Here is a 15,228-nt window from a genome sequence, read left to right on the forward strand (position 1 = left end):
TGGGTTTTTACTTTAATGAAAAGAAAACTATACTCCTTACTAGCCTTATTAATTCTTGTTGCAGTTTATGCCTATGATGCATATTTTGATAAAAAGATTGAGGTTCAACATATAGAAAGTGGTGCTGCTGTAAAAACAGATACAAACGAGTTTTTCCTCCCTACAAGTACAACAGGGCAAGTAGTACACCATGAAGGTTATTCTTTAAGTTATAGTGAAGCACATGAACAAGCAGAGTGGGTTGCTTATGAGTTGAAAAAATCCCACCTATCTAACTCCAATTTTAAAAGACCTTATTTTGAAGTAGATAAAGCAGTAAAAACTAAGGCCGCACATTGGCGAAATTATAAGCAATCTGGTTATGATCGCGGACATCTTTGTCCGGCAGGAGACAGAAGATATAGTAAGGCTGCACACGATGAGACATTTTTAACATCTAATATCTCTCCGCAAGAGCATGAGTTTAACGCAGGAATATGGAATAGGTTGGAACAGAAAACTCGTTATTGGGCAAGTAAGTACGATGGGGTATTTGTTGTTACTGGCGGAGTTTTAAAAGGAGATATGAAAACCATAGGCGAAGAAAATGTAGCGGTACCTAATTATTTCTATAAAGTGCTAATAGATAATAATACCGGGAAAACGAAAATGTTAGCTTTCTTAATACCTCATAAAGATTCTAATGAACCACTCTACAACTTCGTGGTTTCTGTAGATAAAATTGAAGAACTAACAGGAATTGATTTCTTCCATCAATTAGAGGACTCTATAGAAAATACTTTAGAAGCTTCAGCAGATTATAAACATTGGAGTTTTTAGTAGAAATCTAATGCTTTTTACTTTTTATGAAGCTTAATTCCTTTGATTAAAAGGAGTTAGGGGAGTTTTTTGTGTGTTTTGTCGGGAATATCCGTGCTTCATCGAAAAGATTTAATTCTCAATTAACATCATATATTAATTGGTACTTTTGCAGGCCCAAAATTTTTGATAAATATGATGAACAAGTACCTTAAAATCTTCACTTTAACTTTATTTAGCTTTTTATTTAACCCATTGTTTTCTCAAGCCCAAGTTCCAAACGGACCTGGTGGGGTTGGTTCAACAGATGGGGCTTCAGATTTAGTGTTGTGGTTGGATGCAAATTCACTTAATCAAGCAGATAATTCTGAAGTGACTACTTGGAGTGATAATTCTGGTTATGTAAATACGGCTAGAGCACCTTTAGGAACTGGGCCAATGTTTATTTCAAACCAGATTAATGGATACCCTGAAGTTCGTTTCGATAAATATAATTCAGAAAGATTAGGAGTGAATGATGCTGTATCATTAAAGCCAAATACTATATCGGTGTTTGTTGTTGGAAATTTAACTAGTAATACAGATAAGTGGGGTGGTTTTGTGAGTAAAACTTCTAATTCTACTTGGCTAGATGGTTTTGCTTTGGTTAGAAATAATGGTGAAGCATCAGTTGGAGGCTATGTGAGAGATTGGAATTTAAATAAAGTTACTACTGCAGTTTCTTATGAGCAGAACTATATACTTAATTTAGACTACGATAAAGATTATGTTCGTTTGTTTAAAAATGAAAACTTTGAGGATAATGACCGTGTTTATTTTAATCGAATTAATCATAGTAGTGAAAAGTTATGGCTTGGTTGGGTAGATGGGGCATATGGAGGGCATTATTTAGATGGAGACATTGCTGAAACTATAATATTAAAAAGAAATGTTAATGATGCAGAACGCATAATTATACATAATTACTTATCAGCAAAATATAATATTCCACTTGAAGAAAATGATTTGTATGTACATGATAAACATGAAAACGGAAATTTTGATCATCATGTAGCTGGTATTGCTAGTGTTAATAACGAGGAGCATTTTGAATCTCAGGGTACAGGAATAATACGTGTAAAGAGACCTGATGGAAATATTAATAATAATGGAAAACCTAAATATTTTTTTTGGGGGCAAAATAGAAAAGAGCAAGACTATAAGTTTGATAAAACTGTTGATGGAGATGATGGTTATACATACCTAAATACAATATGGAGGGTTAGTAAAAGTGCTAGTAGAAATAGTAGAGGCAACGGAAACAATAATGGCGGAGGAAACAATAATGGCGGAGGAAACGGTAATGGAGGAGGAAACGGTAATGGAGGAGGAAACGGTAATGGAGGAACCAATCTTGGCTCTATCAATATGTCAATTGATATTTCAAATATTATTAACCTTTCAGATATTTTTGAAAAGTGTTATTTTGAAGGATTAGAACTAGTTATTGGTAGTGATTCTTATAATTATAACACAGCAACAATAACTGATTACGATTATAATTCTTTGTTTTCTGAAACAACACATCATGTTTTAGAAATTAGCGAAGATGGACATTTAGCTACTGTTAATGATTTAGATATTGGGAACAACAGTCACTTTACTTTACGATATAAAAAGAAAGTTATAATTTGGGACGGCACAAGTTTTACTGGAGGCTCTGGGGTTAGTGGAGCACCTAATGAGTCGGATTATGATAAACTCTTAATAATTAAACGTGGTCAGCCTGCAGAGTTATCTAATAATGCATACGTTTGTGAGATAGAAGTTAAGAACGGAGCTACTTTAAATGTTGCAGATGGTGTTGAATTAACTGTGCAGAATGGAATTCATATTAAAAATAATGGAACTATTGATTTGCTAGGAGAAGCTCAACTTATTCAAAAGCATGAAGGGGAGTCTCAAAATTCTGGTTCTGGAAAGCTTAAAATAAGACAGCAAGGAACTACGAATCATTATAATTATAATTATTGGAGTTCACCAGTAAATACAGATGGTACATGGAAAATTGGTGATTTAGCAAAGGATAACGGGTCTGCTGTTTTTGTAAATGGACATGATCCTACCTACACACCTTTTTCTGATACATCAGTAGAAATAACCAGGAGATGGTTGTATACATATAATGCATCTGAAAATCTTGCTAATGGAATAACAGGTTGGAGTAGGATAAATGAAAATACTCCTATAGAACCTGGAATTGGTTATACTATGAAAGGTCCTAAACGATTTAGAGATGATGAGGTTTATGACCATACTCAGAAAGAGGAATATGTGTTTTCAGGAGAAGCAAATAGTGGGGATTATGAATATACTAATATAACAGCAAATCATGACTTCTTAGTAGGTAACCCATATCCTTCAGCAATAAGTGCTAGCCGTTTTATAGAACTGAATAAAGGTGTAATAAATGGAGCATTGTATTTTTATGAACAGTTTGAAAATAATGATACACATGTTTGGAGGCAGTACCAGGGAGGTTATGCTACCATAAATTTATTAACAGGTGTTGCTGCAGCGGCGAGTCCTCATGAATATGGAAGTGGTTTAGGAAGTCAATCTAAAGGTGCTCCAACAGATAATATTGCTGTGGGGCAAGGATTTTTTGTAAATACTAAAAGTAACCCTGTCGGTTCATTGAAATTCAATAACGATATACGTGTTTTTGCAAAAGAGTCATTAGACGAATCTGTTTTTTATAGAAATGAAACCAATATAAACTCTGAAGACACTAGAACCAAATTCTGGTTGTTTTTCACGGATCCTGCAGGTAGGTCTAGAGAAATTGCTTTAGGATATGATGAAAACGCATCAAGTGGATATGATGATGGTTACGATGCTATTGATTATAGTGATTATCCGGATAGTATGTTATGGTATCTTCCAGAACACGCTTTAGTTATTCAAGGGTTAAGCTCTTTTAATATAGAAGACGTGATTCCTCTTACTATTAAAGTAACAACACCAGGTGCCTATACTATTGGTTTAAATGACACCCTAAACTTCCCAGAAAACACTCCAATCTTTTTAAAAGATTTACATTCGGATGTATATTATAACTTAAAAGAAGGGGATGCAACTATTCATTTTGAGGCAGGAACTTATAATGATCAATATGCTATTGTATATCAACAAGAAAATTTAGGTATTGATAATCATGAAGAAGTCAAGTCTGTTTCTGTAATGTTTGACGAAAACGCAGATACACTTGAGTTACTTGGTATAGCAGATTTAAATAACCTTAAGGCTGCTTCTATATATTCTATAGATGGTAAGTTGGTGAGTTCTTATAGTGTGTTTGATTCCAAAGTATTGTCTGTGTCTAATTTAAGTGACGGAGTCTATATCCTAAAATTAGAAATGAAGAACGGAGCAAGTGATAATATCAAGTTTGTGAAGTTCTAGAAATTATATGAATGAAATATAAAAAGCCCTTTTAGTTAAGTACTGAAAGGGCTTTTTTGTTTTTTCAATTTTTCTAGCATACCGTTCCATCGGAGTTTTCTAATAAATGCTCCTTGTTCTTCGGATACTAAATAATCTACCTTTTCTCTTTTTGCTTTTAAATAACCAGCCATATAGTCTTTAAACAGTTCGAAGCTTCCTTTTTTATAAGCTAATTTTATAGCGGAAATAAGAGTGATTGTAAATCCGTAGTGCATTTTGTACATAGCTTCTCCTTGTAGGTGTTTTGAGGCTTTATTATAGCTAATGCCAGTAGGTTTTAAATGCTTTACATGTAGGGTTTCGTCTGTAAGTATTTCCCAATCGTAATATTTAGATAATAGCTCGTCAATAGTATCCCATCCCATTGAAGGTTTTAGTTTTCCTATCTGTTCAAAACACTCTTTTTTATAAGCTTTTAAAGCTCCTCGAATATGGTCTTTTCTTGTTAGGTTTTCTAAAATCCATTCCTTGTTTTTTTTAATATAGCAGAAACCAGAAGCCATGCCAAGTCTTTTGTTTGCCTTAAAATGATCGGCTAACTTTTCTAAATAATTGCTAGGGAATATTAAATCCGCATCAAATTTGCAAATCACATCATAATCCTCATCTAGCGTTTCATAGCCCTTATAAAAGGCATTGATGATTTTCGCTCCAGGAAGATGTTTATCTGAGGAATTACTATTTACTAAAGAAATCCAATTGTGTTCTTCCTGAAAATCAGATACAATCTTTTCGGTATTGTCGGTAGAATGATCATTAACTACCACTAATCTCTTAGGAAGTAAAGTTTGATTCGCTAGAGAGCTTAGCGTTTGTTCTATAAACTTTTCTTCATTGTGTGCAGGTATAACGATATAGAAATCCATATTGTTGATTAGCATTTAGAGGTTGGATTCTTCTACTCTTTCAGCATAAACAATATAATATCTAGGGGTGAAGAAACGTAAAATAGGTCTAATTCCAATTTTCTTGGTAGGATTGGTCCATTTTTGCATGTCTATGATTTTCCAACCAGCTTTTTCTAAAAGCCAGTCAAACTGCCAATCTTCAAACTCGTGAAAATGTCTGTCTCGCATATCGGTTTTACTTCTGTATGCAGAAGCAAACCAGAGTTTAAGCGGTACACTAGCGACTAATTTGTCTGCTTTAATGCTTTGTAAGACAGTAAATGGTGAAAGTAGATGCTCGAAAATTTCAAAAGCTGTAACTACCGTCGCATCCGATTTTTCTATTGTTTGTGTGTCTAAATCTAAATCTTCACCCTTGGTGTTTTCCACCGAGTATCCATTATCTTTCATGATTTTAGAAAATGGGTTTTCAACTCCTAGGTCTAAGATTTTAGCTTGAGGTTCAATATGTTTGGTTAGAAATTCTGCTGTTAGTTTAAAGCGTTTGTTGGGGTATGTTTTTTCGTACATCTTCAGTTTCTGTAAATTAGTATGTCCATACTAATTAATATTTATAAACGATAGCATTGATATTCATTCCAGCTCCAACACTAGCAAACATAATAAGATCTCCTTTGTTAATGCTTTGCCCTTCTAGCTTCCCTTTTAAAATCATATCGTATAAGGTAGGTACGGTAGCAACGCTAGAATTTCCAAGCATGCTTATGGTCATGGGCATGATATCTTGAGGCATTTCCATATCATATAACTTGTAGAATCGTTGTACGATAGCTTCATCCATTTTTTCATTGGCTTGGTGGATAAGTATTTTCTTTAAATCTTTTATCTCATAACCGCTATTGTCTAAACAAGCTTTCATAGCTGCTGGTACTTGGTTTAAAGCGAATTCGTAAATCTTTCTACCATACATCTTGATGTATTTACGATGGTCTTTACTTTCCGGGTTGTTTGTTTCACCAAAGTAAATAAAATGTGCTTCATCTACTGTATGGGTAGCACTTACTTGGTTGATTATTCCTCCTTCTTCCTTTGTTTCTTCAAGAATAACTGCTCCTGCACCATCACTATAAATCATGGAGTCTCTATCGTGTTTATCAACTACGCGAGATAAGGTTTCAGCGCCAATAATTAAACATTTTTTTGCTAAACCGGCTTTAATGAAAGCACTAGCGTGAATAACTCCTTGGTTCCAACCTGGGCACCCAAAAAGTAAATCGTAAGCCACACATTTAGGGCTTCTTATTCCTAATAAATGCTTTACTCGTGAGCCAATACTAGGTACCGTATCACTTTGTTCAGTATTGTGTTTTATATCTCCATAATTATGCCCTACAATAATATAGTCTAGCTCTTCTGGATTTATATTTGCGTCTTCAATGGCTTTCTTTGCGGCATAAAAAGCAAGGTCTGAAGTTGTTAGATGCTCTTCAGTATAACGGCGCTCTTTAATTCCAGTAATGGCTTTAAATTTCTGAATAATAACCTCATTTTTCTGTTTGATGGAACTACCATCTGTATTAAGAAATTCGTTTTGGTTGAAATCCTCATTTTTTTTAACAACGTCTGGTACGTAGCTTCCAGTTCCTGTTATTTTTATTGCCATGATCTTTTATTGATTAATTGTACTACTTATACGAAATTAGTTAATAATAATTTAACTAAATCATGTTTTACTATTATTAGTCGCTTATTTTTCTAAAACCTAAATTTAAGAAGGAAATTTAAAATATGATAAAAAAAGCCTTCAAAAATTGAAGGCTTTCTTATAATTAAAATTCACATTGTCTTATGCATCCATATATTCTTCAATAGGAGCACAAGTACAAATTAAGTTTCTGTCTCCGTAAGCATCATCCACTCGTCTTACTGTAGGCCAGAATTTATTGTCTTTTACAAAGTCTAGCGGATAAGCTGCAGTTTCACGTGAGTAAGGGAAATCCCAGTCACTTGCTGTTAGCATATCTAATGTATGTGGTGCATTTTTAAGCACGTTAACTTCGTCTTCTTTAGTAGCGTTGTCAATTTCTTTTCTAATAGAAATTAATGCGTCACAGAAACGGTCTATTTCTGGTTTACTTTCACTTTCTGTAGGCTCAATCATTAGTGTTCCTGCTACAGGGAAAGAAACAGTTGGAGCATGGAAACCATAATCCATTAAACGTTTTGCAATATCAGAAACCTCAATTCCGTTTGCTTTAAAAGCGCGGCAATCAACAATCATTTCGTGTGCAGCACGACCGCGTTCTCCAGAATATAAAGTATCAAAATGACCTTCTAATCTTGTTTTGATATAGTTGGCATTTAAGATAGCTACTTTTGTAGAGTTTGTTAGTCCTTTAGCACCAAGCATTTTTATATATCCATAAGAAATTAGGCAAACTAAAGCAGAACCAAATGGTGCTGATGAAATAGCTGAAATTGCATTTTTTCCTCCAGTTTTTACTACAGGGTTTCCAGGTAGGAACGGAGCTAATTGCTTAGCAACACAAATTGGTCCAACTCCTGGTCCTCCACCTCCGTGAGGAATAGCAAATGTTTTATGTAAATTTAAGTGACAAACATCTGCACCAATATTTCCTGGGTTTGTTAATCCTACTTGAGCGTTCATGTTTGCTCCATCCATATAAACTTGACCACCATTATCGTGAATGATTTTAGTGATTTCTTTTATAGAAGCTTCGTAAACTCCATGAGTAGAAGGATAGGTTACCATTAGACAAGATAAGTTGTCTTTGTGTAAAATTGCTTTTTCACGTAAGTCTTCAACGTCTATATTTCCTTCTTCCGTAGATTTTGTTACTACCACTTTCATTCCTGCCATTACTGCACTTGCAGGGTTTGTTCCGTGTGCAGAACTAGGAATTAAGCAAATGTTTCTGTGGTGATCTCCACGAGATTCATGATAAGCTCTAATAACCATTAATCCTGCGAACTCTCCTTGTGCACCAGAATTTGGCTGTAATGAAGTTGCAGCAAAACCAGTGATTTCTGTAAGTTGTTCTTCTAATTCTCTTAAAACAGTAGTGTAACCTTTAGCTTGTTTTAAAGGAACGAATGGGTGAATATTACCCCACTTATTCCAGCTTAATGGTAACATTTCTGCTGCAGCATTTAATTTCATGGTACAAGAACCAAGTGAAATCATAGAATGGTTAAGCGATAAATCTTTACGCTCTAACTTTTTGATATAACGCATTAATTCTGTTTCAGAATGGTGCGTGTTAAATACATCTAAAGTTAGGAACTCTGTTTTTCTTTCTAGTCCTTTTTGAATATTATTAGCTTCAGTAAATGAAGAAACTGTGATAGTTTCTTTCTTAGCTACTTCAACAAAAATCGAAATGATATGATTTAAATCTTTAACAGTGGTTGTTTCGTTTAAAGAAATAGTTACTGTCTCTTTATCTGGGTAAAAGAAGTTCACTTTTTTCTTTAAAGCTGCTTTTCTTACTTTTTTAGCTTTCGTTTTAATTTGAAGCGTATCGAAGTAAGAAGTGTTCGTTTGTTTGAATCCTAATTTTTCTAATGCATCTGCAAGAGTTGAAGCTGCATTGTGTACATTATTAGCAATAAACTCTAAACCTTTTGGTCCGTGGTATACAGCGTACATTCCTGCCATAACAGCAAGTAATACCTGTGCAGTACAAATATTTGAAGTTGCTCTGTCACGTTTAATATGTTGCTCTCTAGTTTGTAAAGCCATACGTAAAGCTCTGTTTCCGTTAGCATCTTTGGTTACACCAATGATACGTCCTGGAATATCACGCTTGTATGCTTCTTTTGTTGCAAAATATGCAGCGTGTGGTCCACCGTAACCCATCGGGATTCCGAAACGTTGTGTGGTTCCAACTACTACATCTGCACCAAATTTACCAGGAGCTTCAAGTTTTACTAAGCTTAAAATATCTGCAGCAACAGCTACTTTTATTTGTGCATCTTTCGCTTTTGCGATAAATGTTTCGATGTCTGTAATTTGTCCGTCTTTTCCTGGGTATTGTAAAATAGCTCCGAAGAATTCTGAAGAAAAGTCGAAATCCTCTTCTTTACCTACAACTAATTCTACTCCAATTGGGTTAGATCTAGTTTCTAATAAAGAAAGTGTTTGTGGTAAAATGTTTTCTGAAACAAAAAACTTGTTTACTTTGTTTTTCTTTTGCTCTCTTTCTCTAACAGCAAAAAGTAAGCTCATAGCTTCTGCAGCAGCTGTACTTTCATCTAGAAGTGATGCGTTAGCAAGTTCCATTCCTGTAAGGTCTGAAATCATGGTTTGGAAGTTTAAAAGTGCTTCTAAACGTCCTTGAGCAATCTCAGCTTGGTAAGGTGTGTAAGCTGTATACCAACCCGGATTTTCTAAAATGTTACGTTGAATAACTGCAGGCAAAATGGTTGGGTGGTATCCTAAACCAATATATGTTTTATAAACTTTATTTTTATTTGAAACTTCATTTAAGTGATCTAGGTATTCCTGCTCACTCATTGCTTCATTTAAATCAAGTTCTTTTTGTAGACGAATATCATCTGGAATTGTTTCGTAGATAAGTTGGTCTAAACTGTCCACACCAATGGTTTTCAGCATTTGTTTTTGGTCTGCTTCTCTCGGACCAATATGACGAAGTGCAAATGTGTTTGTATTCATTCTTAATGAGTTGTGTTTTGTGGTGCAAAAATACGCAATTGTTGTGGTTTTTTAATTGTCTAGATTGAAAGTTTTTAACCAAATAAACTCTTTATTAACAGTTTGTGTATTTTTGTAGAATGCGAATGTTAAAACAGCTTTTCGATTTTTATATCAACGCTAGTATTCATGTGGCTTCAAGTGTGCTTGCTTTAACTTGGGTTAGCTTCATTCGGCTTGAAATTCCGTGCGATTTCTCTGTTTTATTGTTCAATTTTTTTGCTACTATTACGGGATATAATTTCGTGAAATATTTTGGCTTAGCGAAATTTCACCATAGAAGCCTTACTAATTGGCTAAAGGCTGTGCAGCTTTTTTCTTTTATTTGTTTTTTTGCTTTAGTGTATTTTGCTTTTAAATTAGAAGCTGTAACCTGGTGTTATATTTTAGTTTTAGCAACTATTACATTTTTGTATGCAATTCCTTTTTTACCAAGAAATATTTTTGTGGATAGTAAGCAAAATCTTCGGGAGATAGGAGGACTAAAAATTTATATTATTGCTCTTGTTTGGTCTGTTGCAACAGTCTTGCTTCCGGTAGTTGAAAATGGTGTGTTATTTTCTGCAGACGTGTTTATTATGATGTTACAACGTTTTGTGTTTGTATTAGTTTTGATGCTTCCGTTTGAAATAAGAGATTTAAGTTATGATAGCTTGAAGCTTTCTACTTTACCTCAAAAAATAGGGATTTATAAAACAAAAGCCATAGGAGTTTGTCTCTTAGGTATGTTTTTGTTTTTAGAGTTTTTTAAAGATACTATGAATTATAATGCGGTGTTTATACTGGCTGTTGTAGTTTTTATAACAATGCTTTTTATTGTGTTTTCTAAAGAAAACCAAAGGAAATATTATAGTTCTTTTTGGGTGGAAGGCTTGCCAATATTATGGTTAGCTTTGTTGCTCTTGTATGGCACGGCTTAAAGTTTCTTTTAATGTTTCCTTTTCCTGTTTCTGCATACAAGTAACTTGTGCCTTATTTATGCTTTGTGTAAGTTTTTTGTTTTGCTGTGTGTATTTACGACACATTCTGCACATCAAAACGTGAAAAAGAAGCTTCGTTTTTTCAAAAAAAGTTGCTTCTTGGTATTGTACTTTATCACAAATAAGACTTGCTTTTTGACAAGATTTTCTTCTTGTATCTTCTGTATTCATATTAAAACCAGTTTTTCTCCATGCAGGTAGCCATTGCTGTTCTTGCTCGGTGAATTATCACCCAAAGATTAGACGCAGTGATATTTAGTTCATTACAAATTGTTTCTGTGTCCATACCTTCTATGGTTTTCATTTTAAAAACAGCAGCATGTTTTTCGGGTAGTTTTTCTAGGCAGCTGTAAATTGCTTCGCCAAGTTCTTCGTTTTCTAGAGTGTCTTCAGCAGTTTTGTCAAATGGATCTGCTACGCGTTCTTCTAACCAATCGCCTTCAGATTCGGTATCAGAATTGTATTTTATTCTAACTTCTGCCTTAGCTTTGTTCGAATTGATTTTTCGGTAGTAATCTATGATCTTACGTTTTAAAATTGAAATAAGCCAAGTGCGTTCACTAGCTTCGCCTTTAAAGTTTTTCATAGATTTTAAACCAGCAAAAAAGGTTTCTTGAATTAAGTCCTTAGCCAAATCTCTATCGTTTACACGGGTAATCGTATAATTGAAGAGGTAATCGGAATATAAATCAATCCAATTATTAGGGTCTATTTTATGCTTTGGCATAATCTGTTTTGCTAGTTCTTATCAAAAGTAAGCAATTAATAGCTTTTAATCTATCAAATCTTTTAATGCTGCTTCTATTGTAGAGTATTGAAATTCAAAACCGCTGTCAAGAAGTTTTTTAGGAATTACGTTTCTGCTTTTTAAAATTAGCTCAGGCTCTGTTTGTATAAAGTAAGCGCCAATTTTCAGAATGAATTCCGGGCTAGGAAGTCCAAAAGGAATACCTATAGCTTTTCGGAAAGCTTCCATCATGTAATTATTACTTATCGGATTTGGTACACAGAAATTAAATGGACCACTTGCATCTTCTTTATTCATTAAAAACTCTATGGCTCTTGCAAAATCTGTTTGGTGAATCCAACTTACTTTTTGTTTTCCGCTACCTTGTTTTCCACCTAAACCAAATTGTGTTAGTTTTTTTAGGGGAACAAAGGCTCCGTCACCTTTACCGAATACCAGTGAAGTACGAATAATAATTTTCCTGGTTTTAGGATTTTCACTTGCGTAAAATGCTTCTTCCCAAACTTCAGCAACTTCTTTTTCGAAATCGTTTCCAATTTCGTGATTTTCTTCACTCATTTCTGTGTCGAAAGAATCTTTATACAAGGAAGTGGTGGAGGAGTTCATCCAAAGTTTCGGAGGGTTTTGGCAAGTGTCAATTGCTTTTCCTAGAATCTTTGTACTGTCTATACGGGATTTCGTAATTAATTCTTTATTCTTTTCAGTAAACTTACAATTAATGTTTTTTCCGGTAAGATTGATTAAAACATCCAGGTTTTCAAGATGCGAAACCCATGAATCTTCTAGGTCTTTTGCATTCCAATATATTTCGTTTTCACGACTTGGGTGGCGACTAAGTATTTTAACTTGGTGGCCTTTGTTTGTAAAATGTTTTTCTAGAGTTTGGCCAATAAAACCAGTTCCGCCGGCAATAAGTATCGTTTTCATAGTTAGGTGTTTGTTATGTTTACTGTAAATAAAAGTGCATAAACTACTGCGAAAAACACAAACAAAGTATTCATGAAATAGCTTCCTATTTTAAATATCTTTTTCTGCGGAATATCATACATAGGATAATAAGCAATTTGTGTTAAAACTTTTCCTACCCAATATGCAGCAATTAATCCGGTAAGAGCTATTGCTAGGTTTGTATGGTTTTTTAAATCTGCAGGCATTAAAATAGCAATCATTCCAAATGAGAAATTTAAACCTTGAATATATCTTCCGTAGGTTTTTGCTATTTCCTGATTTAATGGTTTAAGTTGTTTTACATCATTATACCAGTCAAAAACCTTATGTCTAATATACGGATAAATTAGCGCAGTGAAAATCTGTCCAATTCCGCCAAGAACAATTACCCAATTTGGAATGTCTATTTTCATAAATTTTATTTAATTAATCCAGCTCTTCTTAAAAGTGCTTCTGGTTTTGGTTCTTGTCCTCTAAAACGTTTGTATAAGGTCATTGGGTTTTCTGTTCCACCTTTGCTTAATACGTTTTCTTTGAATTTGGAAGCTACTGTTTTATTAAAAATTCCTTCTTCTTTAAAATATTCAAATGCATCTGCATCTAAAACTTCTGCCCATTTATAGCTATAATATCCGGAAGAATATCCTCCTTGAAAGATATGTGAGAAAGCGGTACTCATACAGTTTTCAGCTACATCTGGATAAAGCCTTGTGTTTGAAAAAGATTCTTTTTCGTGAGCTTTTACATTTGTTATTCCGGAAGGATCTTGGGCATGCCATGACATATCTAATAAACCGAAGCTTAATTGGCGAAGCGTTTGCATACCTTCATGAAAAGTAGCAGATTCTTTTATTTTCTGAATTAATTCCATCGGAATTACTTCGCCTGTTTCGTAATGTTTTGCAAAAAGTTCTAAAGCCTCTTTTTCGTAGCACCAGTTTTCTAAAACCTGACTAGGAAGTTCTACGAAATCCCAATAAACACTAGTTCCTGATAAGCTTGGGTAGTTTGTATTTGCTAGCATACCGTGCAGCGCATGGCCAAATTCATGGAATAAAGTTGTTACCTCGCTAAAGGTTAGGAGAGAAGGCTTGCTTTTTGTTGGCTTAGTGAAATTGCAAACAATAGAAACATGCGGTCTGTCATTGATTCCGTTTTTAATACTTTGTGATTTGTAACTAGTCATCCAAGCACCATTTCTTTTTCCTGCTCTAGGGAAAAAATCTGCATAGAAAATAGAAACTAATTCTCCCTTTTCATCCTTTACTTGGTAGGTTAATACGTCTTCATGGTATTTGTCTATCGTATGAATTTCTTCAAATTGTAAACCGAATAATTTGTTAGCTACGGTAAATGCCCCATCAATAACGTTTTCTAGTTTGAAGTATGGTTTTAGTTGTTCGTCATCTAAGCTGAAGAGTTTTTGTTTTAATTTTTCAGAATAATAAGCCGAATCCCATTTTTGAAGCGCATCTATATTATCAACTTCTTTAGCAAACTTTTCAAGGTTTTTGAATTCTTCCTGTGCGGCTGGTTTCGCTTTTTCTAATAACTCGTTTAAAAAGTCGGTTACTTTTTCAGGAGTTTTAGCCATTCTTTCTTCTAAAACGAAATGAGCATGTGTTTTATAACCTAATAAATTAGCACGTTTATGACGTAAGTTAGCAATTTGTAAAACGATATCTTGGTTGTCTAATTCATCATTGTTGAACGCTTTGCTTCCGGAAGCTAGGGCAAGTTTTTTTCTTAGTTCTCGATTATCTGCATAGGTCATAAACGGAATATAGCTAGGGTAATCTAAAGTAATTACCCAACCTTCTTTTCCTTTAGATTCCGCAACTTGTTTTGCAGCTTCTTTAGCACCTTCTGGTAATCCAGATAGATCCTCTTCGTTTGTAAGGTGCATTTCAAACTTGTTGGTTTCGGCTAAAACATTTTCGCCAAACTGTAATTTCAATTTGCTTAGTTGCTTGTCTATTTCACGAAGTTCTTGCTTTTTGTCCTCCGGTAAATTTGCTCCGTTTCTAGAGAAACCTTTATATTTTTTATCTAAAAGCGTTGCTTGCTCTGTAGTTAATGTTAAAGCGTCTTTTGCTTCATAAACAGCTTTTACTCTTTTGAATAAATCTTCATTTAGTGTAATGTCGTTACTGAATTCTGAAAGTAAAGGAGAAACTTCTTGAGCGATTTTTTGAATTTCATCATTTGTTTCAGCAGAATTTAAATTGAAAAATATACTAGAAATTCTGTCTAATTGTTCTCCGGCGAAATCTAAAGCTTCTATCGTATTTTCAAATGTAGGTGCTTCAGGATTTGCTGTAATAGCTTCTATTTCAGCTTTTGCATCCTGGATTGTTTGTTTAAAAGCAGGAAGAAAATCTTCGTTTTTTATCTTTGAAAAAGGTGCAGTTTGAAATTCTGTATTAAAAGGTTGTGTGAGTATATTCTTGACCATGTTTTAAAATTTTGTTAAATTAAAATTTTGTTGTGCGTGCATAGCAATAGTTTTATATATTTGCCATGATTTTTTTCATATGAGTTGGTTACTCATTAATAAAATTATTGATTAATAGCTAGAAAACCTCGACGTAAGTCGAGGTTTTTTTATGGAAAAAACTCACATATATTTTGTTTTAACGGATTTATTTGTATTTTATCGATAATAGTCAATGGCTTGCTTTAATT

The 15,228-nt window shown here is 34.0% G+C and carries 12 protein-coding genes; 3 read left to right on the forward strand and 9 right to left on the reverse strand.

Annotated features, from left to right (window positions below; translation table 11 throughout):
• Window positions 1-15 precede the first annotated feature (15 nt).
• Window positions 16-819, forward strand: coding sequence for a DNA/RNA non-specific endonuclease (locus DU428_RS05350; protein WP_113966266.1), 804 nt, complete (start codon window positions 16-18; stop codon window positions 817-819).
• A 174-nt stretch (window positions 820-993) separates the two neighbouring features.
• Window positions 994-4,242, forward strand: coding sequence for a T9SS type A sorting domain-containing protein (locus DU428_RS05355; protein WP_113966267.1), 3,249 nt, complete (start codon window positions 994-996; stop codon window positions 4,240-4,242).
• A 35-nt stretch (window positions 4,243-4,277) separates the two neighbouring features.
• Here the strand turns inward: DU428_RS05355 and DU428_RS05360 are convergent, their stop codons facing one another.
• From DU428_RS05360 to gcvP, 4 genes are all read right to left on the reverse strand, one after another.
• Window positions 4,278-5,150, reverse strand: a complete 873-nt coding sequence (locus DU428_RS05360; RefSeq protein ID WP_072350015.1) for a glycosyltransferase family 2 protein — start codon at window positions 5,148-5,150, stop codon at window positions 4,278-4,280.
• A 15-nt stretch (window positions 5,151-5,165) separates the two neighbouring features.
• Window positions 5,166-5,702 carry a methyltransferase domain-containing protein gene (locus tag DU428_RS05365; RefSeq protein ID WP_113966268.1) on the reverse strand — a complete coding sequence of 179 codons (537 nt, stop codon included), beginning with the start codon at window positions 5,700-5,702 and terminating at the stop codon, window positions 5,166-5,168.
• 34 nt (window positions 5,703-5,736) lie between these two features.
• Window positions 5,737-6,795, reverse strand: coding sequence for a 3-oxoacyl-ACP synthase III family protein (locus DU428_RS05370; protein ID WP_072349848.1), 1,059 nt, complete (start codon window positions 6,793-6,795; stop codon window positions 5,737-5,739).
• Between the two features lie 183 nt (window positions 6,796-6,978).
• Window positions 6,979-9,828, reverse strand: a complete 2,850-nt coding sequence (gene gcvP / locus DU428_RS05375; RefSeq protein ID WP_113966269.1) for an aminomethyl-transferring glycine dehydrogenase — start codon at window positions 9,826-9,828, stop codon at window positions 6,979-6,981.
• Between the two features lie 125 nt (window positions 9,829-9,953).
• On the opposite strand from gcvP, the gene DU428_RS05380 reads away from it, so the two are divergent.
• Window positions 9,954-10,787 (forward strand): UbiA prenyltransferase family protein, encoded by an 834-nt coding sequence (locus tag DU428_RS05380; RefSeq protein WP_243633449.1) that lies wholly within the window; start codon window positions 9,954-9,956, stop codon window positions 10,785-10,787.
• Here the strand turns inward: DU428_RS05380 and DU428_RS05385 are convergent.
• The 5 genes from DU428_RS05385 to DU428_RS05405 are packed head-to-tail and all read right to left on the reverse strand — an operon-like array spanning window position 10,755 to window position 14,998.
• Window positions 10,755-11,018, reverse strand: coding sequence for a hypothetical protein (locus DU428_RS05385; protein ID WP_113966271.1), 264 nt, complete (start codon window positions 11,016-11,018; stop codon window positions 10,755-10,757). The genes DU428_RS05380 and DU428_RS05385 overlap by 33 nt on opposite strands.
• A gap of 1 nt (window position 11,019) precedes the next feature.
• On the reverse strand, window positions 11,020-11,574 hold the full coding sequence (locus tag DU428_RS05390; RefSeq protein ID WP_072349844.1) for a sigma-70 family RNA polymerase sigma factor: 555 nt from the start codon (window positions 11,572-11,574) through the stop codon (window positions 11,020-11,022).
• A gap of 45 nt (window positions 11,575-11,619) precedes the next feature.
• Window positions 11,620-12,522: a TIGR01777 family oxidoreductase gene (locus DU428_RS05395; protein WP_113966272.1), complete on the reverse strand. Its 903-nt coding sequence runs from the start codon at window positions 12,520-12,522 to the stop codon at window positions 11,620-11,622.
• Between the two features lie 2 nt (window positions 12,523-12,524).
• A complete protein-coding gene (locus DU428_RS05400; RefSeq protein WP_113966273.1) occupies window positions 12,525-12,956 on the reverse strand; it encodes a hypothetical protein in 432 nt (143 codons plus the stop codon).
• Window positions 12,957-12,961: 5 nt separating this feature from the next.
• Entirely contained in the window at window positions 12,962-14,998 is a 2,037-nt protein-coding gene (locus tag DU428_RS05405; RefSeq protein ID WP_113966274.1) for a M3 family metallopeptidase, read from the reverse strand.
• Between the last annotated feature and the right edge of the window lie 230 nt (window positions 14,999-15,228).

The organism is Oceanihabitans sediminis, from assembly GCF_003337215.1.
Lineage (GTDB): Bacteria > Bacteroidota > Bacteroidia > Flavobacteriales > Flavobacteriaceae > Oceanihabitans > Oceanihabitans sediminis.